Below are 22,435 nucleotides of genomic sequence, written 5' to 3' on the forward strand. Positions count from 1 at the left end.
CGCTTGGGGAAGCTCGCGAAGCGAGAGGGGGTGGGCGTTTGCGGACACACCGGGGTGGAAACCCCCTCCCCGCCGCCGCTCCGCGCCGCCGGACCTCCCCCAGCGGGGGAGGACCCTCCGCTCATGCTCGCCCCTGGGGGAGCTCGCGAAGCGAGAGGGGGTGGGTATCTGCAGACACGCCGGGGCGGACACCCCCTCCCCGCCGTCGCTCCGCGCCGCCGGACCTCCCCCGGCGGGGGGGACCTCACAGAGCATGCTCCCCCCGTGGGGGAGCTCGCGAAGCGAGAGGGGGTGGGGCCGGCCCGGGTCACGAATTCGCGGACGTCGCCTCGCTCATCGCGGGGCCGATCTCGTCGTGCAGCACCAGGTCCGCGTAGGGATCGATGTCGGTGGGCTCGCGGTTGACGATCGCCAGCATCGCGCCGTTCTTCTTCGCCAGCACCGGAAAGCCCGCCGCCGGATAGACCACCAGCGACGAGCCCAGCACGAGGAACAGGTCGCAGGCCAGCGTCTCCGCCTCGGCGCGCGCCATGGGCTCGGCCGGCATCGCCTGCCCGAACGAGATGGTCGCGGTCTTCACGATCCCGCTGCAGGACCGGCACGCCGGCAGGTCTCCCGTCGCCTCGTAGAGCGTCTTCAGCTCGTCGAGCTCGTGCCGCTCGCCGCACTCCAGGCAGGTGGCGTAGCTGGCGTTGCCGTGCAGCTCGATGATCCTGTCGGCCGGCACGCCCGAGGCCTGGTGCAGGTTGTCGACGTTCTGGGTGATGACCGCGGCGCACTTGCCGGACGCGACCAGCCGCGCCACCGCGTGGTGGCCCGCGTTGGGTTCGCGGCCCACCCAGCCCGCGCGGCCGCCGAACGCGCGCTCCCACGCCTCGCGGCGCCGCTCCTCGCTGGCCACGAAGTCCTGGAAGTAGATGGGCTTCATCCTGCTCCAGACGCCGCCGGGGCTGCGGAAGTCGGGGATGCCGCTCTCCGTGGAGATGCCGGCGCCGGTGAACACCACCATGCGCCGCGCGTCGGCGATCAGGCGGGCAAGATGGGCTCGGCTCGGCATCGCGGCTCCGTTGTCGTCAGGTGATGACGGGCGGGACCCACCGCCCCCATCGGCCTTCATAGTGATCGTACGGGTTCGGCTCGCCCAGCCGTTCGACGGCCCGGGGGCCCGCCTGGACGACAAGGCGGTTGATCACAGCCGTCACGCCCGGGGTCTGCCGGGCCAGCATCTCGGCGTGCGTCACGTCCGAGGCGCCCGGGACGTGCCCGGTGAGGGTGACGGTCCCGTCCGCCACCGAGATCTCCACCTCGCTCGCGTCGATCAGCCGGTCCTCCATCAGCCGCTCGGACACCTCCTCGCACAGGCGCTCGTCGGTGCGGACCCACGTCCGCGGGCCCTTCCCGGAATGAGGTCCAGCGTCGGTCATCGGTGTGCTCCTCGGCAAGCTACGCAATCACAGAACAGGCGCGGGCGCGAGGCGTTCCGCGGGGCTGGTCTCGACGGTTCGGAGGGGGGATCGGCCCGGCCTCGGTCGGGGGGATGCCAGGGGGGTGCGGGCCGGGCCGATCGTGGTCGCCCTCGACCCACAAGGGGAACGGCCGGGCGATCAGCCTCTAAACCGGGTCAGGGGCCGCGGGTTCCGCGTCAGGGGGCGCCGAAGGCCCGCGCGACGTCGTCCGCGGTCACGCCGTCGATCTCGAGGCGCTTCAGCCGCGCGGTCTGGCCGGCGACCACCCGCACCGCCGACTTCGGCACGCCCAGCCCGCGGGCGACGAGGGCCGTCGCCGCGGCGTTGGCGGCCCCCTCGGACGGCGCGGCCGAGACCCGCAGCCGCAGGACCGGCCGTCCGGCTTCGTCCACGCTCCACCCGTCGACGGCGTCGCGCCCGCCCTTTGGCGTCACGCGCACCGTCAGGCGCAGGGGCTCAGACGGCGACGACGCCAATGAGGAAGTTCGCCAGGGCCGGCAGGATGAACCGCTGCACGCCCACGATGACCAGGATCGCCACGATCGGGCTGATGTCGACGCTGCCGAGCGGCGGGATCAGCCGCTGGAAGGGGCGCAGGACCGGCTGGGTCACCGCGTCGAGGAACCGCACGACGTTGTAGGCGAACTGGTTGCGGATGTTCAGCACGTTGAACGCCACCAGCCACGACAGCACGGCGCTGATGATGATCGCCCACTTGATGAACTCGAGGAGGCCGCTCGCCACGAAGAAGACGAACTGGATGATTGCGATCATGGACGGGTCCTATGGCCTTCGGGGGCTGCTTCTAGCCGGGTTTGCCGCCGCGACAAAGTTGGCCGTTCGTCGCCCGGCCCGGCGTGGCCGCTTGACAGGAGCGCCCGCAATCGACTTATTCCGCGCCTTCCTGGGGCCGTAGCTCAGTTGGTAGAGCGCCTCGTTCGCAATGAGGAGGTCAGGGGTTCGACTCCCCTCGGCTCCACCAGGAACCTTCCGTGACAGACCGACGGACACCATCACCGCCCTCCACCGGGGGCCGGCTCGTCTATGCGGTGGGCGATGTGCACGGCTACGCCGGGGCGCTGGAGCGGTTGCTGGCCGACATCGTGCGCGACGCCGAGGCGAGCCGGCCGGCGGAGCGGCCGGTGGTGGTGTTCGTGGGCGACTACGTGGACCGGGGGCCCGACAGCCGTGGAGCCATGGACCTGGTGCTGGCCTTCGCGGGCCGCGCCGACGTCGAGGCCGCGCCGCTCCGCGGCAATCACGAGGAGGCGATGCTGCGGTTCCTCGACGAGCCCGCCTTCGCGCCGGCCTGGATCGGCAGCTGGGGCCGGGAGACGCTGAAGTCCTACGGCGTGGCCGCGCCCGATCCCGACGACGTTCGCGCCTGCGCCGAGGCCCGGGCGCGCTTCGCCGCCGCGGTCCCGGACGCGCACCGCGGCTTCCTGCGCGGACTGGAGCTGTCCCGCACCATCGGCGACTACCACTTCGTGCACGCGGGCGTCCGGCCGGGCGTCGCGCTCGCCGCGCAGTCTCCGCGCGACCTGATGTGGATCCGCCACGCCTTCCTCGACTGCGACGACGACTTCGGAAAGGTCGTGGTCCACGGACACACGCCCGCGCCGGGGCGGCCCGAGGTCAAGGCCAACCGCATCAACGTCGATACGGGCGTCTACTTCACGGGCGTGCTCACCGCCGTGCGCCTGGAGGGCGAGACCCGCCGCTTCCTGCAGGTCGCCGCGTAGGCGGGCCCCGACGCCTCAGTGCGCGTCGTCCCAGTTGGCGGCGGCGCGCGCTTCGACGACCAGGGGCACGCTGATCGAGACGGCGGGCTCGGCGGCGCGCTCCATCACCTGCCTGGCCACCGCGATGACCCGGTCGGCCTCCGCCTCCGGCGCCTCGAACACCAGTTCGTCGTGCACCTGGAGCAGCATCTTCGCCTTGAGCCCCGCGTCGAGCAGCGCCTGCGGCATGCGGATCATCGCGCGGCGCATGACGTCGGCCGCCGCGCCCTGGATCGGCGCGTTGATCGCCGCGCGGTCGGCGAAGCTGCGCTCGGCCTGGCTCTTCCCGCGCGCGGCCGGGATGTGGACCTTGCGGCCGAAGATGGTGGTGACGAAGGCCTGGCTGCGCACCTGCTGGATCTGGCGGTCCATGTAGGTGCGGATCCCTGGGAAGCGCTCGAAGTAGGTCTTGATGTAGGCGCCGGCCTCCTCGCGCGGGATGCCCAGCTGGTTGGCGAGGCCGAAGGCCGAGATGCCGTAGACGATGCCGAAGTTGATCGCCTTGGCCCGCCGGCGGGTGTCGGCCGGCATGCCCTCGACGGGCACGCCGAACATCTCGGAGGCGGTCATGGCGTGGATGTCGAGGCCCTCGGCGAACGCCCGCTTCAGCTGCGGGATGTCGCCGATGTGCGCCAGTAGGCGCAGCTCGATCTGCGAATAGTCGGCGCTGATCAGCACGTGTCCCGGCTCGGCGATGAAGGCCTTGCGGATCTTGCGGCCCTCCTCGGTGCGGATCGGGATGTTCTGCAGGTTGGGATCGGTGGAGGCGAGGCGGCCGGTGGTGGCGGCCGCCAGGCTGTAGCTGGTGTGCACGCGGCCCGTCTGGGGGTGGATCGCATCCACCAGGTTGTCGGTGTAGGTGCCCTTCAGCTTCGACAGCTGCCGCCAGTCCAGCAGGATGCGCGGCAGCTCGTGGCCCTGGGCCGCCAGGTCCTCCAGCAGGGACGCGTCCGTCGATTGCGCGCCCGTGGCGGTGGTCTTGCCCGAGGCGATGCCCATCTCCTTGAACAGGATGTCGCCGATCTGCTTCGGCGAGCCCAGGTTGAAGGGACGTCCGGCGACGCGGTGCGCCTCGGCCTCCAGTTCGACCATGCGCACCGAGAAGTCGTGGGAGAGCCGCTTCAGGATCTCGGGATCGACCTTGATCCCCTCCATCTCCATGCCGACCAGCACCGCCGGCATCGGCCGCTCGAAGCGCTCGTAGACCGTCGCCATCCGCTCGTGCGCGAGCCGCGGCTTCAGGTGTTCCCACAGCCGGATCGTCACGTCGGCGTCCTCGGCCGCGTAGGCGGTCGCCGCGGCCAGGTCCACGTGCTTGAAGCTCTTCTGGGCCTTTCCGGTCCCGGCCACCTGCTTGTACGGGATCGGCTCGTGGTCGAGGACGCGCTTGCTGAGCTCGTCCATGCCGTACTTGTTGTGCAGGCCCCCCTCCAGGGCGAAGGCCAGCAGCATGGTGTCGTCGATGGGCGACACGCGGATGCCGTGCCGCGCCAGCACCGCCATGTCGTACTTGGCGTTCTGCGCCACCTTCAGCACCGACGGATCCTCGAACAGCGGCTTCAGCCGGGCGAGGGCGACGTCCTGCGCGACCTGCTGCAGGTCGGCCGGGGCGTCCAGCGCCAGGCCGCCCTCATGCTCGCCCGCGTGGCCCACCGGGATGTAGCAGGCCTGGCCCGGCGCGACGGCCAGCGAGATCCCGCAGAGGTTCGACTGGAAGGCGCCCAGCGCGTCCGTCTCGGTGTCGAACGCCACGATCCCGGTCTCGTAGGCCCGCGCGATCCAGGCCTCGAGCGCCGCCTCGTCGCGCACGCATTCGTAGACGGCGTGGTCGATGGCCTCGTGCGTCGGCGCCGTCGGCCCGGCGGCCTTGATCTCGGCCATCACCGCGGCCACGCCCGCCTCGCGCCCGGGGGCGATGGCCTCGCTGACCCGCCGCGACAGGGTGCGGAACTCCATCTGCTCGAGGAAGGCCTGCAGCACGCCGGCGTCCGGGTCGCGCACCGCGAGGTCGTCGATCGGCTCGGGCAGCGGCGTGTCGCAGTCCAGCTGCACCAGCTGGCGCGAGAGCCGAATCTGGTCGGCGTACTCGATCAGCGTCTGGCGGCGCTTCTCCTGCTTGATCTCGGTCGCCCGCGAAAGGAGCGTCTCGAGGTCGCCGTACTCGTTGATCAGCGCGGAGGCGGTCTTGATGCCGATGCCCGGCGCGCCCGGCACGTTGTCCACCGAATCGCCGCAAAGGGCCTGCACATCGACGACGCGGCTCGGCGGAACGCCGAACTTCTCCATCACCTGGTCGGGGCCGATCTTCACGTTCTTCATGGTGTCGAGCATCGACACCCGGTCGCCCACCAGCTGCATCAGGTCCTTGTCGGACGAGACGATGACCACCTCGCCGCCCAGGTCGCGCACCTTGCAGGCATAGGCCGCGATGATGTCGTCGGCCTCGTAGCCGCCCAGTTCCAGGCAGGGCACGCCGAACGCGCGCGTGGCCTCGCGCACCAGCGGGAACTGCGGGACCAGGTCCTCGGGCGGCGGCGGCCGATGGGCCTTGTACTGGTCGTACAACTTGTTTCGGAACGTGACCTCCGACTTGTCGAACACCACCGCCAGGTGGGTCGGCGCGTCGGGCTGCGCCTTCATGTCCACCAGCAGCTTCCAGATCATGTTGCAGAAGCCGGCGACCGCCCCGGTGGGCAGGCCGTCGGACTTCCGCGTCAGCGGCGGCAGCGCGTGGAAGGCGCGGAAGATGAAGCCCGAGCCGTCCACCAGGTACAGGCGGATCGCGGGGCCGTCCTGCGTGGCGTCGCGGGGGGTGTCGGGCAGCGCCGCGGTCTCGGCGTCGAGCGTTTCGGTCATCGGCGCAAGATAGGCGGCCGGTGCGCCGAGGTCACCCGCCCGAGAACCGCTTTTGCAGCGCCGGCGCGCCGTCGCCGGCGGCCCCCAGGCCGTGGACGTCGCCGGTCTCCAGGAACGCCGCCGCCGACTTCGCCAGGGCGGCGAACGCCGCGCGGAACGTCCCCGTGCCGGCCGAGAGGCGCCGTGCGCCGAGGCTCGCCAGGGTCGCCGCATCGGGGACGCCGGGCCAGGCCATGACGTTCAGAGGCAGCGGCAGCGCCGCCGCCAGCCGCCGGATCAGCTCGGGATCGGCGGCGCCGGGCGTGAACACCCCGCTGGCGCCGGCGTCGGCGTAGAGCCGGCCCCGACGGATGGCCTCCGCCTCGGCCGCGTCGCCTTGCGCGAGCTGGCGCAGGTAGACGTCGGTCCGCGCGTTGATGAAGAGGTCGACGCCGGCCGTCCCCGCGGCGGCGCGGGCGGCGGCGACCTTGCGCGCGTGCAGTTCCGGGTCGCGGCCGCCGTCCTCGAAGTTGATCCCCACCGCGCCGGCGTCGATCACCCGCCTGATGTTGTCGGCGAGGACGCCCAGGTCGTCGGTGAAGCCGCCTTCGAAGTCGCAGCTCACCGGCAGGTCGGTGATCCTCACGATCTCGGCCACCACGCGGCAGGTGGTCTCCACGGCCAGCACGTCGCCGTCGGCGTAGCCGTGCGCCCAGGCCACGGCGGCCGAGGAGGTGGCGAGCGCCTTGGCCCCGGCCGCCTCCACGGTGGCGGCGGACGCTGCGTCCCACACGTTGGCGAGCACCAGCACCTCGGGGCCCTGGTGCAGTTCGTGGAAGGCTCGGGCTTTGGCGGCCTGGTCCATGTGTCGTTCCTCGTCTCGTCTGTGCGGCCAGGACGCAGATATGGCTACGCCTGTGACATCCGCTGGCGGAATCCGGACCTCAACGGCGCCGGAGGCCCGCCGCCGCCGGGTCCCTTGCTGTTCCCGGATCCGGCGGAAACCCGCTAAGACGCCGCGGTGACCGCGACGGCCCTGACCCGCCTCTCCCTGACGGACTTCCGCAGCTACGCGGGCGCCGAGCTGGCGCTCGACGGGCGTCCCGTCTGGCTGGCGGGCCCGAACGGGGCGGGCAAGACGAACCTGCTGGAAGCGGTGAGCTTCCTGATCCCCGGCCGCGGCCTCCGCGGGTCGGCCCTGGCCGAGGTGGGCCGCAGGCTGCCGGGCGAGGCGGCGGGCCGCGCCTGGGCGGTGTCGGTGAGCGTGCGCGCCGGCGGCGACGAGGTCCGGCTCGGCACCGGCGTCGAGCAGCCGGGAGCCGCGCGACGCGTGGTCCGCGTCGAGGGCGAGCCGGCGCCCCCCGGACGGCTCGCCGAACATGTGCGCCAGGTGTGGCTGACGCCGGCGCAGGACCGGCTGTTCCTGGAGGGCGCGGCGGACCGTCGCCGCTTCTTCGACCGGCTGGTGTTCGCCGCCGAGCCCCAGCACGCGGTCCACGTCCAGGCCTACGAGAAGGCGCTCCGCGAGCGCATGCGCCTGCTCACCGACGGCCCCGCCGACGCCGCCTGGCTCGACGCGCTGGAGGCCCGGCTGGCCGAGTCCGGAACCCTGATGGCCGAGGCGCGGGCGCGCACCCTGGCGGCGCTGGCGGCCGAGATCGCCACGCGCGGCGAGCGGCCCTTCCCGCAGGCGCGGCTGTCGCTCACCGGCGACTGGGAACGGATGGCGGGGGAGGGGGCGGACTTCGCCGAGATCGAAGCGCGGCTGGCCCGCGCCCTGGCCGCCGCCCGCGAGCGCGACGCCGCCGCCGGCCGCGCGCTCACCGGGCCGCACCGCGGCGACCTCGCCGTCGTGCACGCCGAGAAGGACCGTGCGGCGGCGGAGTGCTCCACAGGCGAGCAGAAGGCGCTGATCCTGAACCTGGTGCTCGCCCAGGCCGCCCGGCTCGCCCGCGCCGAGGCGCCCGCCCCGATCCTCCTGCTGGACGAGGTCGCCGCCCACCTCGACGCCCGCCGCCGCGCCGCGCTGTTCGACGAGATCGAGGCCCTGGGCCTGCAGGCGTTCCTAACGGGCACGGACGAGATGCTGTTCGCCGGGTTGGCCGGCCGGGCGCAGGGCTTCAGGGTGGAGCCCTCCGGGCTGACGGTCGCCAGCTAGCCAGGCCCGCCTCGCGCCCCACGCCCTGGCGGACGCGGATCGCCGCGCCTACGCTCGGTCCATGCCCGACACCCGAACCCTTCGCGCCGGCCAGCTCGACTTCACCGTCGACCTCTACGGCCCCGACGACGGCGCGCCCGTCCTGATGCTGCACGGCTTCCCGCAGTCGCGGGCGGCCTGGCGTTCGCAGGGGGCTGCGCTCGCGGCGGCCGGCCTCCGCGCGGTCGCGCCGGACCAGCGCGGCTACTCGGCCGGCGCGCGGCCCGACGGCGTCGCGGCCTATGCCGCCGACCTCATCGTCGGCGACGCGCTCGCCCTGATGGACGCCCTGGGGCATGCCCGCTTCCACCTCGTGGGCCACGACTGGGGCGGCCAGATCGCCTGGCTGACGGCGGTGCGCGCGCCCGAGCGGGTCCTGAGCCTCGCCGTCCTCTCGCGGCCGCACCCCGCCGCGTTCGCCCGCGCCTTCGCCGGCGACCCGCAGCAGGCGCAGCGGTCCGGGCATCACAAGGCGCTGCAGGACGACGCCACCGTGGCCGCGATGCGCGCGGACGACTTCGCCGGGCTGCGGGCCATGTTCGCCGGCGCCGGCGTCCCCGCCGCCACGGCGCAGGCCTACATCGACACCCTGGCGCCGCCGGGCGCCCTCGAAGCCGCCGTGGCCTGGTACCGCGCCGGCGCCGGCTCGCTGCGCGCGGCCGACGTCCCGCGCGTCGCCGCCCGCACGCTCTACGTCTGGGGCGACGCCGACGCCACGGTGGGCCGGATGGCCGCAGAGGCCACCGCCGGTTTCGTCACCGGCCCCTACCGGTTCGAGGTGATCGAAGGCGCCGGTCATTTCCTCACCGACGAGGTCCCGGACGCGATCAATCGCCTGTTGTTGCAGCATCTGGCGGCGCCCGCGGCCTGAGCGGGCCGCCCGATTGACGCCGTGGCCGGCGCGGCCCCAGCGTCCGCGCCGGGGTTCGGGCCCCGCGTTCGCTGGGGAGGGCGATGCGGATCCTGCTGGTCTCAGACCTGCACTATGCGCTGAAGCAGTATGACTGGACGGCCGCCGCCGCGCCGGCGTTCGACCTCGTGGTCATCGCGGGCGACCACCTCGACATCTCCAGCAGCCTGGACGGCAATGTGCAGGTGGTGGTGATCCTCAAGTACCTGCAGCGGCTGGCGCGCACGACGCGCCTGGTCGTCTCGTCCGGCAACCACGACCTGGACCGGCGGGACGCCGCCGGGGAGCGGATCCCGGCCTGGATCGAGCGGGTGCGCCGCCTCGGCGTGCCCACCGACGGCGACACCCTGGAGCTGGACGCGGCCCGGGTGACCATCTGCCCCTGGTGGGATGGGCCGGCCGCCCGCGGGCGGATCGCAGACCAGCTGGCGCGCGACGCCGCCGCGTCCCGCCGGCCCTGGATCTGGGTCTATCACGCGCCGCCCGCGGACTCGCCCACCAGCTGGGACGGCCGCCGGTCGTGGGGCGACGCCGACCTCTCGGCCTGGATCGAGCTCTACCGCCCCGACATCGTGCTCTGCGGCCACATCCACCAGGCCCCGTTCAAGCGCGAGGGCTCGTGGGTCGACCGCATCGGCGACACCTGGGTCTTCAACGCCGGCCAGCAGATTGGCCCCGAACCGGCGCACGTGATCCTCGACACCGCCCAGCCCGCCGCCGCCTGGTTCTCGCTCGCCGGCGCCGAGATCGTGCGCCTGGACGCGCCTCTGTCACGGCCCGTGGAGTCGCTCGCGGGCCTCCCCGCGTGGGCGCCCGCTATCCCGGGTCCCGGTCCGAGCCCGGCGTGAAGGCCGGTCCCTGGTTGTGCACCAGGGTCTCCAGGATCTCGTCGACGAAGCCCAGGTGGCTGCGCTCGCCCTCGAACTGACGCTTGAGGTCCACGAGGTAGCCGGTCACCCCGTTCAGCCGCTGCGCCAGCACGCGGGCCAGGTGATAGGCGATCTCGGGGTGCGACCGCAGGAACGCCTCGCCCTCGGTCGACCGGTAGGCGCGGCAGGGGGTCACCGCCCGGACCGTCGCCATGTGCGGCGCGGCCAGAAGCACCGACATCTCGCCGAAGATGGCGCCGGGCTCGGTCACCACGTCGATCTGGAAGTCGCCCTTCACGATCTCGACCTCGCCCCCGATCAGCACATAGAGGCGGCCCGACGTCTGTCCCTCGTCGAGCAGGGCCTCGCCGGGGGCGAAGTCGACGACCGGAAGGTCGCCGCAGAGGTCGAGCAGTTCCGCGGACATGGCCAAGCCATAGACGACCTCCGCCGCGTCTCGCGCGTCAAACCCGCCCTGGAGCCCCCGTCGCCCGCGCCCTGCCTGCGTTTTGGGCGCCGACGCGCCAGCTCATGGGTCTGGCGGGATGGAGCGGCATCGACCTCAGCCTGGCGGCAGGCGTCGGCCGGTCAGCGAGGTGGCGGCGGCCTGGTGCAATCGTGGTCCTGGCAGTATGTCGTGCGCGCCGCCGCGGCGATCTCGGAGGCGAACGAGCTGAGACCGGGTGCGTCCGGGCCGCTCGACGCTATCCGGCGCGCGGCCGGGGCCGTAATGAAGGCCGTCGCGGCCCGGATGTCGTCCTCGCGCGAGCTCGCCGCGAGGGCCACGGCGGCCTCGTCTACGAGATCGGCCAGGACGCGGCGGAGCGCCTTCTCCACCAGTTCGGCCGTCATCTTCGAGACAGGGTCGCCGGTTTCCGAGGCGGCCTTCAGCCTCGCGAGTTGCACCCCAATCCCGGGTTCCATCTGCTTTATCGGATCCAGCGCCGCCATGAGCTCCCGTGCGGCCTGGACCGCGGGTGACGGCGCCTGTTCTGCGACCGGGGCGGAGGCTCCGGATGAGGGGGGCTGCAGCGGCAGGCCGGCTCCGTCGCACGTTTCGCGGCCGCAGAGCGTCCGGCTCACCTCCGCGCCGATCAGGTCCGACATGCGCGGCACGGCGCGCGTGATCGCCGCGGCGACCTCCTCTCCGCTTCGCTGGAGCACCGCGGCGCCGGGCGATCCCGCAAAGTCGTGGAACGCCATGATCTCGTCTCTGGAGAGGTCCGCCGTCATGGCCTGCGCGAGGGCGTCGCGCGCCCCGGATTTCCGCGCCTCGATCGCCCGCCGAAGCGCAGCGGACGCCGCCGCCCGGGACGCCTTGGGCGTCGCTGCGCCGTCGTCCTGTTCCAGAGCCGTCAGGTCTGCGTCGAGAGAGGCGAGAAACAATGGCGCCAGCTCGAGGGCGTCAACGGCCCGGAGGGCCTCCGCCGACGGAGGTCCCGCCGGCCGCCGGGCATCGCTGCGCGGCGGAAGCGTGAAGCGGACAGGAATGCAAACGGTCCCGCCCGACACAGGCACGCCGGCGAACAGTCTTGGCTTCATCCGGAAGCTGGAACTCATCCGAATGGCCGCGACGCCGAAGCCCAGGTCTGCGGGGACCTCCCGGTCCACGCTGCAGCCGCTCAGCCGACCCCTCTCGTCCACGTCGCAGCTGATCTGCGCCAAACCTTCGATCTCGAGCAGCAGAGGCGCCTTGGGATAGTTGGCGGACAGAAGCTCTGGCGAGGGGAGCTCCGCCCAGTCAGGCTCGACCACAGTCGCGACCCGATCCGCGGCGACCGCCGCGCAAGGCGCGAGGATCAGAGCCGCCAGCAGCCACCTCGCCAAGTTGCGCCCCCGCCCTTCACGCCCTGCATTGAACCTATCGTCGAACTACGGGAACTCAAAACCTTCGCGCGCGCACGCGTACGCGGGAGGTGCATAAGGCGCCGGGAACCCCTATATTCCACAACGAGAATCGGCCCGCGAACGGCCGGCGGCGGCGCCTCTTCATCCTGCGGGCGGCGCCCTCAACCCCTCTATCGGATCGGGCCGGGCGTCCAGGTGGGCGTTCCGGGCGGATTCAACCGGACGCGTGATGAGCGAAGACAGCGAGACCCCCGAGACCGGGAATGGCGGCAACGGCGCGGCCGAGTACGGCGCGGAGTCCATCAAGGTCCTGAAGGGGCTGGACGCCGTCCGCAAGCGCCCGGGCATGTACATCGGCGACACCGACGACGGCTCGGGCCTGCACCACATGGTCTACGAGGTGGTGGACAACGCCATCGACGAGGCGCTGGCGGGCTGGGCCACGCGGGTCGAGGTGATCCTCAACGCCGACGGCTCTTGCACGGTCACCGACGACGGCCGCGGCATCCCCACCGACATCCACGAGGGCGAGGGCGTCTCGGCGGCCGAGGTCATCATGACCCAGCTGCACGCGGGCGGTAAGTTCGACCAGAACAGCTACAAGGTCTCGGGCGGCCTGCACGGCGTGGGCGTGTCGGTCGTGAACGCGCTCTCCGACTTTCTGAAGCTCAAGATCCATCGCAACGGCAAGGTCCACGAGATGGAGTTCCGTCTCGGCGACGCGGTCTCGCCGCTCGTGGTGACCGGCGACTCGCCGCTCCGCGAGAACGGCGAGCCGCTGACCGGCACCGAGGTCACCTTCCTGCCCTCGCTCGACACCTTCAAGTTCATCGACTTCGACCTGAAGACCCTGGAGCACCGCCTGCGCGAACTGGCGTTCCTGAACTCGGGCGTGACCATCTGGCTGAAGGACCTGCGCGGCGCCGAGCCGTTCGAGGAGGTCATGAGCTACGAGGGCGGCATCGAGGCCTTCGTGCGCCACCTCGACAAGGCCAAGACCCCGCTCATCAAGCAGCCGATCGTGATCCGGGGCCGCCGCGAGTCGGTCGAGGTCGACATGTCGCTCTGGTGGAACGACGGCTACCACGAGAACGTCCTATGCTTCACGAACAACATCCCGCAGCGCGACGGCGGCACGCACCTGGCGGCCTTCCGCTCGGCCCTGACCCGGATCATCACCAACTACGCGGAGAGTTCGGGCGCGGCGAAGCGCGAGAAGGTCAGCGTCTCGGGCGAGGACGCCCGCGAGGGCCTGACCTGCGTGCTGTCGGTCAAGGTGCCCGATCCCAAGTTCTCGTCGCAGACCAAGGACAAGCTGGTCAGCTCCGAGGTGCGCCCGGCGGTTGAGGGACTGGTGGGCGAGGGGCTCGCGACCTGGTTCGAAGAGCACCCGAACGAAGCCAAGATGATCGTGCAGAAGATCGCCGAGGCCGCCGCCGCCCGCGAGGCCGCGCGCAAGGCCCGCGAGCTCACGCGCCGCAAGTCCGCGCTCGACATCACCAGCCTGCCCGGCAAGCTCGCCGACTGCTCCGAGAAGGACCCGGCCAAGTCCGAGATCTTCCTGGTGGAGGGCGATTCCGCCGGCGGCTCGGCCAAGCAGGCGCGCAACCGCGAGAACCAGGCGATCCTGCCCCTGCGCGGCAAGATCCTGAACGTCGAGCGCGCCCGTTTCGACAAGATGCTGTCGTCCGAGCAGGTGGGCACGCTGATCATGGCGCTCGGCGCCGGCATCGGCCGCGACGAGTTCGATATCGAGAAGCTGCGCTACCACAAGATCGTCATCATGACGGACGCCGACGTCGACGGCGCCCACATCCGGACCCTGCTGCTCACCTTCTTCTACCGGCAGATGCCGGAGGTGATCGAGAAGGGCTACCTCTACATCGCCCAGCCGCCGCTCTACAAAGCGTCCAAGGGCAAGTCCGTCCGCTACCTGAAGGACGACGCCGAGCTCGAGGTCTACCTGATCGACGAGGGCGTCGACGGCGCGACGCTGGACCTCGCCGACGGCACGCGCATGACCGGCGCCGACCTCCTGGCCCTGGTGCAGCAGTCGCGCGCGGCCAAGGCCAACATCGAGCGCCTGGCCGCCCGCGCGCCGGCCTTCGCCATCGAGCAGGCGGCGCTGGCGGGCCTGCTGGGCAACGCCGAGGACGTGGCCGCGGCCGCCCGGCGGCTCGATCTCTATGCCGAGGAAGGCGACGGCGCCTGGACCGGCGAGCCCGCGGCCGGGGGCGGCTACGCCTTCAGCCGGATCAAGCGCGGCGTCTCCGAGAAACTCGTGCTGGACGACCTGCTGCTGCACGCCGCCGACGCGCGGCGCCTCGCCGAGCGCGCGGCCAGGATGAGCGAGACCTTCTCGGGCGTGGCCACCTTCACGCGCCGCGACCGCACGTCGAAGGTCCGTGGCCCGCTCGACCTGGTGAACGCGGTGATGGACAACGGCCGCCGGGGCCTCTCCATCCAGCGCTACAAGGGCCTGGGCGAGATGAACGCCGAGCAGCTCTGGGAGACCACGCTGGACGTCGAGGCCCGCACCCTCCTGCAGGTGAAGGTGAACCACGCCGACGACGCCGACGACATGTTCACCCGCCTGATGGGCGACCTGGTCGAGCCCCGCCGCGAGTTCATCCAGGAAAACGCCCTCGACGCCGAGGTCGACGTCTAAGTCGCTGATCGTCGCGGAAGCGCCGAGATTTTGGGCGCCCCGGCCGTGACTGTGGCTCCATGATCACGCAGCGGCGACGATCGTGTGACAGTGTCCGGCGAACGGCGGCGCTTGAGCCCCGGGTGGTGTAGCTGGGAGTCCCAGAGGCGAGTCGCAATCGCCGCCCACTCCTCTGGGGATCTCTCTCATGACGCGTTCCACCGCCCTGCGGGCCCTGCTGGCCGCCGGCGCTTCCGCCGCCACACTCGCCTTCGCCGTCACCGCGGCCGCCGCCGACGACGTCACCGACGTCGGCGAGGTCATCGTCACGGCGCAGAAGAAGGCCGAGAACATCAACGAGGTGCCGCTCTCGGTCACCGCCGTCAGCGGCCAGAAGCTGGACGCGATCCGCTCGTCGGGCGGCGACATCCGCGTCTTCTCGGCCCGCGTGCCCAGCCTGACGCTCGAGTCCAGCTTCGGCCGCACCTTCCCGCGCCCCTATATCCGCGGCCTCGGCAACACCGACTTCGACCTCAACGCCAGCCAGCCGGTCTCGTTCGTCTACGACGAGGTCGTACTGGAAACGCCGGTCCTGAAGGGCTTCCCGCTCTTCGACATCGACCAGGTGGAAGTGCTGCGCGGGCCGCAGGGCACCCTCTTCGGCCGCAACACCCCGGCGGGCGTGCTGAAGTTCGATTCCGCCAAGCCCAGCCAGACGTTCGGCGGCTACGCGAGCGCGTCCTACGCCACCTTCTCGACGATCAACCTGGAAGGCGCGGTCGGCGGGCCGATCATCCCCGACGTGCTCGCCTTCCGCCTGTCGGGCCTCTACCAGCACCGCGACGACTGGGTCGACAACACCCGCGTCCCTGGCGACAACGACAGCGAGGGCTACAACCAGTACGCCTTCCGCGGCCAGCTGCTGTGGACGCCCAACGAGTCCCTCTCGGCCCTGCTGAACCTTCACTACCAGCACCTGAACGGTACGCCGCGGGTGTTCCGGGCCAACATCATCCAGCGCGGGACCAACAACTTCGTCCCCGGCTTCGACCGCGACACCATCAGCCAGGACGCCCAGAGCCGGGCGATCCAGAAGGTGCAGTCGTCGGGCGCCAGCCTGAAGGTCGCCTACGACTTCGGCGAGGGGATGCCCGAGCTCACCTCGATCACCGCCTACGAGATGGTGGACACCTATTCGCGCGGCGACATCGACGGCGGCTTCGGCGCGGCGTTCGCCCCGCCCTCGGGCCCCGGCGTGATCCCGTTCCCGTCCGAGAGCGCCGACGGCGTCCCGTTCCACCGCCAGTTCAGCCAGGAGTTCCGCCTGGCCGGCGACAGCGGCCCGCTCGGCTACACGGTCGGGTTCTACTACTTCAACGAAAGCATCAAGATCGACAGCTACAGCTTCAACACCCTGGCGGGCGGCGCCATCGACGGCTTCGCCTACCAGAACCAGAAGACCGAAAGCTGGGCGCTGTTCGCCAACCTCGACTACGAGGTCTCCGACCAGCTGACCGTGGGCGGCGGCATCCGCTACTCGGACGACGACAAGGACTTCCTGGCCCAGCGCACCCGCTCGCCCTTCGGCGCGCCGCCGACCGCGATCCTGCGCACCAGCCCCGACGCCAGCGAGGTCAGCTTCAACCTCAACGCCAGCTATGCGGTGAACGACGACCTCAACCTCTACGGCCGGATCGCCCGCGGCTACCGGGCGCCGTCCGTGCAGGGCCGCCTCGTGTTCGGCGACACCCTCTCGGTGGCCGACAAGGAGACGGTGATGTCCTACGAGGCGGGGCTGAAGGGCCGCGCCGGCGGCCGCATCCGCTACGACGCCTCGGTCTTCTACTACCGGGCCAACGACCTGCAGGTGACGGCCGTGGGCGGCGGGGCCAACTTCAACCGCCTGCTCAACGCCGACAAGGCCACCGGCTACGGCTTCGAGTTCAACGCCGAGGCCGAGCCCGTGGACCGGCTGCTGATCACCGCCGGGCTGTCGTACAACAACACCGAGATCGACGATCCGGCCCTGTTCACCCAGCCCTGCGGCGCGCCCTGCACGGTGCTGGACCCGGCCGGCCCGATCGCCGGCACGGTGCGCATCGACGGCAACAGCCTGCCGAACGCGCCCAAGTGGATCGCCAACATCACCGCCGGCTACTCCTGGCCGATGGGCGAGGGCGAGATCTTCGTCTTCACCGACTGGGCCTACCGCTCGAAGATCAACTTCTTCCTCTACCAGTCGGTCGAGTTCACCGACGACAAGCTGCTGGAAGGCGGGGTCCGGCTGGGCTACCGCGCGCCGGGCGGCATGTGGGAGGCGGCGCTCTTCGGGCGCAACATCACCAACGATCGCAGCCTGGAAGGCGGCATCGACTTCAACAACCTCACCGGCTTCGTGAACGACCCGCGCATCCTGGGCGCGGAGGTGAAGGCGAAGTTCTGACGCCCGGAGCCGCGCCGCTCAGGCCCGCGGGCCCAGGGCGGCGCGTTCCGCCACGGCGGAGTCGTGTCCGGCGCCGGTCCTGCTCGTCAGGATCACCGTGGCGAAGAGGGCGATGAGGGCGGCCATCAGGCCGAGGAGGGGCTTACGCAACTGGCTCATGGGCGGCTGATAATTCGGCCGTCCCCAAGCTGCAGCTTAATTCCCCGCAATATTCCCCCGCTCGCGGGGGAAAGCGGCGCTCGTGCGCGTTGAGCGCAGCCAGTCTCCGGCGTCAGGCGACAAACCCCGCCACCACCTCGAGCACCGCCGCGCCGTAGTGGGCGAGCTTGGCTTCGCCGACGCCGTTGAGCCCCGCCAGGGCCGCGCGGCCGCCGGGCCGCGCCGAGGCGATCTCGGCCAGGGTGCGGTCGTGGAAGATGACGTAGGGCGGCACGTGCTGGGCCTTGGCCTCGGCGGCGCGCCAGGCGCGCAGGGCGTCGAACAGCGGCCGGTCCGCCGCCTGGACCGCCATGGCCTCGCGCCCCTTGCGGCCCCGGCCGCGGGCGCCGCGCTCTTCGCCGGCCGCCGCCTTGCGCATCAGCACCGGCCGCTCCCCGCGGAACACCGCCCGCACGGCGTCGGCGTCGCCGAGGCCCACCAGCGGCCGCCCGTCGTTCGGCGTCTCGCGCAGCAGCCCCTCGAAGACGAGCTGCTCGGTCAGGTCCTTCCACTGCGCGGCCGAAAGCTCCTGCCCGATGCCCCAGGTGGACAGCCCGGTTTCCCAGGCCGACGGGTCCTTGGTCCGCGCGAGCAGGTGGTCCACCAGCCGGCCGCGCCCGAAGCGGCCGCCCAGCCGGTGCGCCGCCGACAGCGCCTTCTGGGCCGCCACCGTGGCGTCCTCGGTCTCAACGGCGCCGGTGCACAGGTCGCACTGCCCGCAGGCCTCGACCCCCTCCTCGCCGAAGTAGCGCCGGACCGCCGCGGCCCGGCACGAGACGCCGTCCAGCATGGCGTAGAGCTGACGGACCTTCCGCGCCTGGGTCTGCTTGACGCTATCGTCCACGTCGCGCTCGGCCAGCCGCCGGTAGGCCCAGGCCATGTCCGCGGCGCCGTAGAGGGTGATGCCCTCGGCGGGCTCGCCGTCGCGTCCGGCGCGGCCCACCTCCTGCCAGTAGGCCTCGATCGAGGCCGGCGGGTCGGCATGGATCACGAACCGGACGTCCGGCTTGTCCACGCCCATGCCGAAGGCGATGGTGGCCACCATCACCGCGGCGTCAGCCTCCAGGAACTGTTCGAGCCGGTCCGCGCGCAGCCGCTTCTCCAGGCCCGCGTGGTAGGCCAGGGCGTCGACGCCGGCGTCCCGCAGCGACTGGGCCAGGGTCTCGGTCTTCTCGCGCGACCCGGCGTAGACCACGCCCGATCGGCCGGCGCGCGCGGTGACCAGCTCGACCACCCGCTTCTCGGCCGAGCCGCGCTTGCGCTCGGCCGACAGGATGAGCTCGGGCCGCGCGAAGCTGGCCACGAATTCGGCCGAGTCCTGCAGGCGAAGCTCGGCGCGGATGTCCTCCCGTGTCCGGGCGTCGGCCGTCGCCGTCACTGCGAGCCGGGGCACGCCCGGGAACAGCTCGGCGAGGCGGCCCAGCATCCGGTACTCGGGCCGGAAGTCGTGGCCCCACTGGCTGACGCAGTGCGCCTCGTCGATCGCGACGATGGAGAGCGGGGTCCGGGAGAGCCGGTCCAGCATGGCCGGCTGCATCAGGCCCTCGGGCGAGACGTACAGCAGGTCCAGCGCGCCGGCCTCGATGCGCCGCCAAGTCTCGGCGCGCTCGTCCAGGTCGATCATGGAATCCAGCCGGGCGGCGGCCACGCCCGACTGCACCAGCGCCGCCACCTGGTCGGTCATCAGCGCGATCAGCGGCGAGACCACCAGCCCCAGGCCGGGCCGGACCAGCGCCGGGATCTGGTAGCAGAGGCTCTTGCCGCCGCCCGTGGGCAGCACCGCCAGGGCGTTGCGGCCCGCCAGCACCTCGGCGATCACGTCGGCCTGCAGGCCGCGGAACGCCTCGTGCCCGAACACGCGCCGCAGAACGTCGCGGGCGGCCTCCATGGGCCGCGGCTCGGCCTCGGCGAGGACTGCGCTCATGGGCCGGTTATGGCGCGCTCCGTCCTGAGGCGCCAGCCGCCGTTCCGGTTTTGGTCCCGAGCTTCCTGTGGAGGACCGCTCAGAGCATGGCGCGGAGCTGGGTGCGGGATTGGATTCCGCGAACGGTCTTGAGCAGCCGAAGGGCGGCGCGGGCCGACAGGCTCTCGGGCGTGAAGGTTTCGCGCTGGCCCAGTGTCCGCAGGATGGCGTCGTCCGCCGCGCTCATGCCGCGGGCGCACATGTTCCAGTCGCCGAACTCGCGCGCGCCGGCCGGGCCGGCCGACAGCACCTTGCACTCCGCGTGGCGCGGGTCGTCGTTGATCCGGCGATAGGTCGTCAGCACCGCCTCGGCCGGCCCCTCCAGCGACTGCACGAAGTAGCCCTGGTGCACGAGCAGCAGGCCGGTGAGGTTCACCTCGCGATTTTTCCGGATCGAGGCGCGGATGATCTCGCCCACCTCATGGTCGAGGTCGTGCGGCGCGATGCGCTGCCGACTGCAGTAGATGAGCCTGTGGAGCGTTCGGGCGCCTGAAATCTGCTGCATGGGGGTTCACGCTGTTACTGAACCGCCAGCATCACCCCGAAGGTTCAAGATTCAGCTAATCTCACACGCTTCCGGGGCCGGACAGTCTAGCGGGCCCCGGCCTCCACGTAGTCGCGCCAGGCTTTCTGGAAATGGCTGCGCGGCTGCGGCCCTTCCGCGCCGAACTCGATCTGGCGCTCGTCGGCCAGGTCGAAGCGGGGCCAGGTCACCCCCGCGGCCTGGCCGGGACTGCCCGTCCTGGCGAAGTTGGCCCAGTAGGCGTTCATGGCCTCGGTGAGGGGCAGATCCTCGGGCGCGAAGCGCGCGCGCGGCTGGCCGAAGACGAAGCGCACCTCGTCCACGTGGCCCGCGCCATAGGGCTTGCGCGCGCGCTCGGCGGCCGGGACGTACGAGAAGTAGAACAGCCACGTCGGGTTCCCGGCCTTGGCGTGCAGCCGCGCCAGGGCCCGGTCGGGCTCGGTGATCGTGCTGACCGTGACGAGGTCGTTGATGACCCGCCCCTTGTCGCCCGAGCCCTGCGGATCGAACACCTTCAGGATCGCCTCTCGCCGGTCGGCGGGCAGGGCGTCGAACATGGCCGCGGTGGGCCGCGTCAGGCTGGCCTCGTTGGACGTGCCCCCGATGATCAGCGGGATCTTCATCTGCCGTCCGGCCCGGAAGCCCGAGATCACGGTCTCGACGTAGAGCCGGCCGTCCATCATCGGGAACGGCCGCCCCGGCGCGGTGACGCCGCCGCCGCTTCCCGCCAGCGCCGAAAGCGGCAGCCTGCGCAGGGCCGCCGCCGCCTCGGGCCCGTCGCCCGTGACCCCGGCGGCCTGGGCCAGCTTCAGCCCGTTGGCCTCGGCCTCGGCGCGCGGCGTCGGCTCGGTCCGCGCGAAACCGGACTCCACGACCGCCTTCTGGAACAGGCCGCGGGCTTCCGGCGAGATCATCATGTTCAGGATCGACATGGCCCCGGCGCTCTCGCCCACCGCGGTCACGTTGCCCGGGTCCCCTCCAAAGGCGGCGATGTTGGCCTTCACCCACTTCAGGCCGGCGATCTGGTCCATGTTGCCGTAGTTGGCGGTCAGCCCCGGCTCCCGGCTGAGCGCCGGGTGGGCGAACCAGCCGGCGCGGCCCAGGCGGTGGTTCACGCCCACCACGATGACGCCCTTCTTCGCGAACTCGGTCCCCTCGGTGTCGGCGCCGAACGCGCCGATCGCCTGGCCGACCCGGAACGCGCTGCCGTGGATCCAGACGATGACCGGCAGCTTGGCGCCCGGTTTCGCGCCCGCGGGGCGCACCACGTTCAGGTAGAGGCAATCCTCCACCATCTGGCAGCTCGGCGGGGCCTTGGTGGCGTCGCGCGCGCCGGTCCAGGTGGGGGCCGCGCCCGGTGGGCGCCAGCGCAGGTCGCCCACCGGCGGCGGCGCGAAGGGAATGGCGTAGAAGTGGTCGACCCCGTCCGCGCGGGCGCCCTTCAGCGACCCCTGCCGGATCTTCAGCGTGACCGGCTCCCCGGCGGGCGCGGCGGACGGCGGCTGGTAGGCCTGGGGCGCCTGGGCCCACGCGGCCAGCGGCGCGACGGCCAGGCCGAGGGCCACCAGGGCGGCCACGGTGCGACGGATCATGTCTCCCCCCGGAGAAGGTGGTCTTTGTCCCCGACTAGCCGCCGGCTGTTGCGCGATTGTGTCGTGGCCGATCCGCCCCGAGGTTCATCCCGGCCCGAACTCGCTCTACCGTCGCGGAATGGTCGCCTACGTCATCAACGAGATCGTCGTCACCGAGCCCGAGCGCTTCCAGACCTATGCGAGCCAGGTCCCCGCGATCCTGGCGAAGTACGGCGGCGCCTACGTGGTGCGCGGCGGCGCGCCCGAGCCGGTCGACGGCCCCACGCCGCCCGAACGGCTGGTGGTCCTGCGCTTCGAGAGCCGCGCCGCCGCCCGCGCGTGGCGCGAGTCCCCCGAGTACCGCGCGATCCTGCCGATCCGGGAGGCGACCTCCACCAGCCGCGTCTACATCGTCGACGGCTACGAGGGCTGAGCTTGCGGACGCCGGACGACGTCGCCGCCGACCTCGCCCGGCTGGGCGTCGCGCCGGGCCGGGCCGTCATGGTGCATGCGTCGCTGCGTCGGATCGGACCCGTGGCGGGCGGCGCGGCCGGCGTCGTGGCCGCGCTCGACAAGGCCGTCGGCCCCGACGGCGGGCTCCTGATGGTGATGGGCTCTGCGGACGGCCCAGAGCCGTTCGATCCCCTGACCAGCCCCGTCGATCCGGACGTCGGGCGCCTCGCCGAGGCGTTCCGTACGGCGCGGGGCACGATCGTCACCGACAATCCGGAAGGCCGCTTCGGCGCCCGCGGCGGTCTCGCGGGCGCCCTGCTGCAGGACGCGCCCTGGGACGACTACTTCGGCCCCGGCTCGCCCCTGGCGCGGCTGGTGGCGCTGGACGGCGCGGTCCTGCGCCTGGGCGCCGACCCGGACACGGTGACCCTCATGCACTACGCCGAGTACCTCGCGCCGGTCCCCGACAAGCGCCGCGTGGTCCGCGAGCGCTGGGTCGCCGCCCCCGGCGGACCGGTGCGGCGCACCGTCGCCTGCCTCGACGACAGCGACGGCATCGTGGCCTGGGACGGCGAGGACTACTTCAAGCTGATCCTGGACGCCTATCTGGCCACCGGCGCCGGCGCCCGCGGCCGGGTGGGCGACGCCGCCTCCGAGCTCCTCGACGCCCGTGACCTCGTGGACTTCAGCGTGCGCTGGATGGCGGACAACCTCGTCCGCGCGTCGTGAGC

At 72.0% G+C, this 22,435-nt stretch carries 20 protein-coding genes and 1 tRNA gene; 9 read left to right on the forward strand and 12 right to left on the reverse strand.

All coding sequences use genetic code 11. The annotated features are described in order from the left end of the window. Window positions 1–307 precede the first annotated feature (307 nt). The 4 genes from JNK30_RS15300 to JNK30_RS15315 form a co-directional block, all read right to left on the reverse strand. Window positions 308–1,057, reverse strand: a complete 750-nt coding sequence (locus JNK30_RS15300) for a Sir2 family NAD-dependent protein deacetylase (RefSeq protein WP_293483424.1) — start codon at window positions 1,055–1,057, stop codon at window positions 308–310. Window positions 1,058–1,073: 16 nt separating this feature from the next. After that, window positions 1,074–1,424 carry a BON domain-containing protein gene (locus tag JNK30_RS15305; protein ID WP_293483425.1) on the reverse strand — a complete coding sequence of 117 codons (351 nt, stop codon included), beginning with the start codon at window positions 1,422–1,424 and terminating at the stop codon, window positions 1,074–1,076. Window positions 1,425–1,642: 218 nt separating this feature from the next. Continuing rightward, window positions 1,643–1,918, reverse strand: coding sequence for a DUF167 family protein (locus tag JNK30_RS15310; protein ID WP_293483488.1), 276 nt, complete (start codon window positions 1,916–1,918; stop codon window positions 1,643–1,645). Window positions 1,919–1,922: 4 nt separating this feature from the next. Then, window positions 1,923–2,240: a YggT family protein gene (locus tag JNK30_RS15315; RefSeq protein ID WP_293483427.1), complete on the reverse strand. Its 318-nt coding sequence runs from the start codon at window positions 2,238–2,240 to the stop codon at window positions 1,923–1,925. Between the two features lie 132 nt (window positions 2,241–2,372). Here JNK30_RS15315 and JNK30_RS15320 point away from each other — a divergent pair. Next, window positions 2,373–2,448 (forward strand) — tRNA-Ala (locus tag JNK30_RS15320). A 10-nt stretch (window positions 2,449–2,458) separates the two neighbouring features. Next, window positions 2,459–3,208 carry a metallophosphoesterase family protein gene (locus JNK30_RS15325; RefSeq protein ID WP_293483429.1) on the forward strand — a complete coding sequence of 250 codons (750 nt, stop codon included), beginning with the start codon at window positions 2,459–2,461 and terminating at the stop codon, window positions 3,206–3,208. A gap of 15 nt (window positions 3,209–3,223) precedes the next feature. Here JNK30_RS15325 and polA read toward each other — a convergent pair whose 3' ends face one another. Further along, a complete protein-coding gene (gene polA / locus JNK30_RS15330) occupies window positions 3,224–6,103 on the reverse strand; it encodes a DNA polymerase I (protein WP_293483431.1) in 2,880 nt (959 codons plus the stop codon). 31 nt (window positions 6,104–6,134) lie between these two features. Next, the gene (locus tag JNK30_RS15335) at window positions 6,135–6,947 is read right to left on the reverse strand and encodes an isocitrate lyase/phosphoenolpyruvate mutase family protein (RefSeq protein WP_293483433.1); all 813 of its coding nucleotides are present in this window, start codon (window positions 6,945–6,947) and stop codon (window positions 6,135–6,137) included. A 156-nt stretch (window positions 6,948–7,103) separates the two neighbouring features. On the opposite strand from JNK30_RS15335, the gene recF reads away from it, so the two are divergent. The 3 genes from recF (at window position 7,104) to JNK30_RS15350 (ending at window position 10,037) form a co-directional block, all read left to right on the forward strand. Next, complete coding sequence (gene recF / locus JNK30_RS15340) at window positions 7,104–8,240, forward strand: DNA replication/repair protein RecF (protein WP_293483435.1); 1,137 nt, start codon at window positions 7,104–7,106, stop codon at window positions 8,238–8,240. 61 nt (window positions 8,241–8,301) lie between these two features. Further along, window positions 8,302–9,150 carry an alpha/beta hydrolase gene (locus JNK30_RS15345; RefSeq protein ID WP_293483437.1) on the forward strand — a complete coding sequence of 283 codons (849 nt, stop codon included), beginning with the start codon at window positions 8,302–8,304 and terminating at the stop codon, window positions 9,148–9,150. Window positions 9,151–9,233: 83 nt separating this feature from the next. Next, window positions 9,234–10,037: a metallophosphoesterase family protein gene (locus JNK30_RS15350; RefSeq protein WP_293483439.1), complete on the forward strand. Its 804-nt coding sequence runs from the start codon at window positions 9,234–9,236 to the stop codon at window positions 10,035–10,037. On the opposite strand, the gene JNK30_RS15355 is transcribed toward JNK30_RS15350, so the two are convergent. Next, window positions 10,006–10,485, reverse strand: a complete 480-nt coding sequence (locus JNK30_RS15355) for a Crp/Fnr family transcriptional regulator (RefSeq protein WP_293483441.1) — start codon at window positions 10,483–10,485, stop codon at window positions 10,006–10,008. The two genes, JNK30_RS15350 and JNK30_RS15355, sit on opposite strands and share 32 nt — an antisense overlap. A gap of 161 nt (window positions 10,486–10,646) precedes the next feature. Continuing rightward, window positions 10,647–11,813: a TonB family protein gene (locus JNK30_RS15360; RefSeq protein WP_293483490.1), complete on the reverse strand. Its 1,167-nt coding sequence runs from the start codon at window positions 11,811–11,813 to the stop codon at window positions 10,647–10,649. A gap of 322 nt (window positions 11,814–12,135) precedes the next feature. Here JNK30_RS15360 and gyrB point away from each other — a divergent pair, with 322 nt between their 5' ends. Both gyrB and JNK30_RS15370 read left to right on the forward strand, forming a co-directional pair. Continuing rightward, complete coding sequence (gyrB, locus tag JNK30_RS15365) at window positions 12,136–14,574, forward strand: DNA topoisomerase (ATP-hydrolyzing) subunit B (protein WP_293483443.1); 2,439 nt, start codon at window positions 12,136–12,138, stop codon at window positions 14,572–14,574. 187 nt (window positions 14,575–14,761) lie between these two features. Continuing rightward, on the forward strand, window positions 14,762–16,996 hold the full coding sequence (locus JNK30_RS15370) for a TonB-dependent receptor (protein ID WP_293483445.1): 2,235 nt from the start codon (window positions 14,762–14,764) through the stop codon (window positions 16,994–16,996). A gap of 18 nt (window positions 16,997–17,014) precedes the next feature. Here JNK30_RS15370 and JNK30_RS15375 read toward each other — a convergent pair whose 3' ends face one another. The 4 genes from JNK30_RS15375 to JNK30_RS15390 all read right to left on the reverse strand — a co-directional run bounded on the left by JNK30_RS15375 (window position 17,015) and on the right by JNK30_RS15390 (window position 21,272). Next, window positions 17,015–17,155, reverse strand: a complete 141-nt coding sequence (locus tag JNK30_RS15375) for a hypothetical protein (RefSeq protein WP_293483447.1) — start codon at window positions 17,153–17,155, stop codon at window positions 17,015–17,017. A gap of 112 nt (window positions 17,156–17,267) precedes the next feature. Next, on the reverse strand, window positions 17,268–19,118 hold the full coding sequence (gene recQ / locus JNK30_RS15380) for a DNA helicase RecQ (protein ID WP_293483449.1): 1,851 nt from the start codon (window positions 19,116–19,118) through the stop codon (window positions 17,268–17,270). A 79-nt stretch (window positions 19,119–19,197) separates the two neighbouring features. Next, the gene (locus JNK30_RS15385; protein ID WP_293483451.1) at window positions 19,198–19,662 is read right to left on the reverse strand and encodes a BLUF domain-containing protein; all 465 of its coding nucleotides are present in this window, start codon (window positions 19,660–19,662) and stop codon (window positions 19,198–19,200) included. A gap of 86 nt (window positions 19,663–19,748) precedes the next feature. Then, window positions 19,749–21,272 carry a carboxylesterase family protein gene (locus tag JNK30_RS15390; RefSeq protein ID WP_293483453.1) on the reverse strand — a complete coding sequence of 508 codons (1,524 nt, stop codon included), beginning with the start codon at window positions 21,270–21,272 and terminating at the stop codon, window positions 19,749–19,751. A 118-nt stretch (window positions 21,273–21,390) separates the two neighbouring features. On the opposite strand from JNK30_RS15390, the gene JNK30_RS15395 reads away from it, so the two are divergent. Then, on the forward strand, window positions 21,391–21,684 hold the full coding sequence (locus JNK30_RS15395; protein WP_293483455.1) for a DUF1330 domain-containing protein: 294 nt from the start codon (window positions 21,391–21,393) through the stop codon (window positions 21,682–21,684). Between the two features lie 2 nt (window positions 21,685–21,686). After that, on the forward strand, window positions 21,687–22,433 hold the full coding sequence (locus tag JNK30_RS15400; RefSeq protein ID WP_293483457.1) for an aminoglycoside N(3)-acetyltransferase: 747 nt from the start codon (window positions 21,687–21,689) through the stop codon (window positions 22,431–22,433). The last annotated feature ends 2 nt before the right edge of the window (window positions 22,434–22,435 follow it).

The sequence above is a fragment of the Phenylobacterium sp. genome, from assembly GCF_016793225.1.
In the GTDB taxonomy this organism is placed as follows: Bacteria; Pseudomonadota; Alphaproteobacteria; order Caulobacterales; family Caulobacteraceae; genus Phenylobacterium.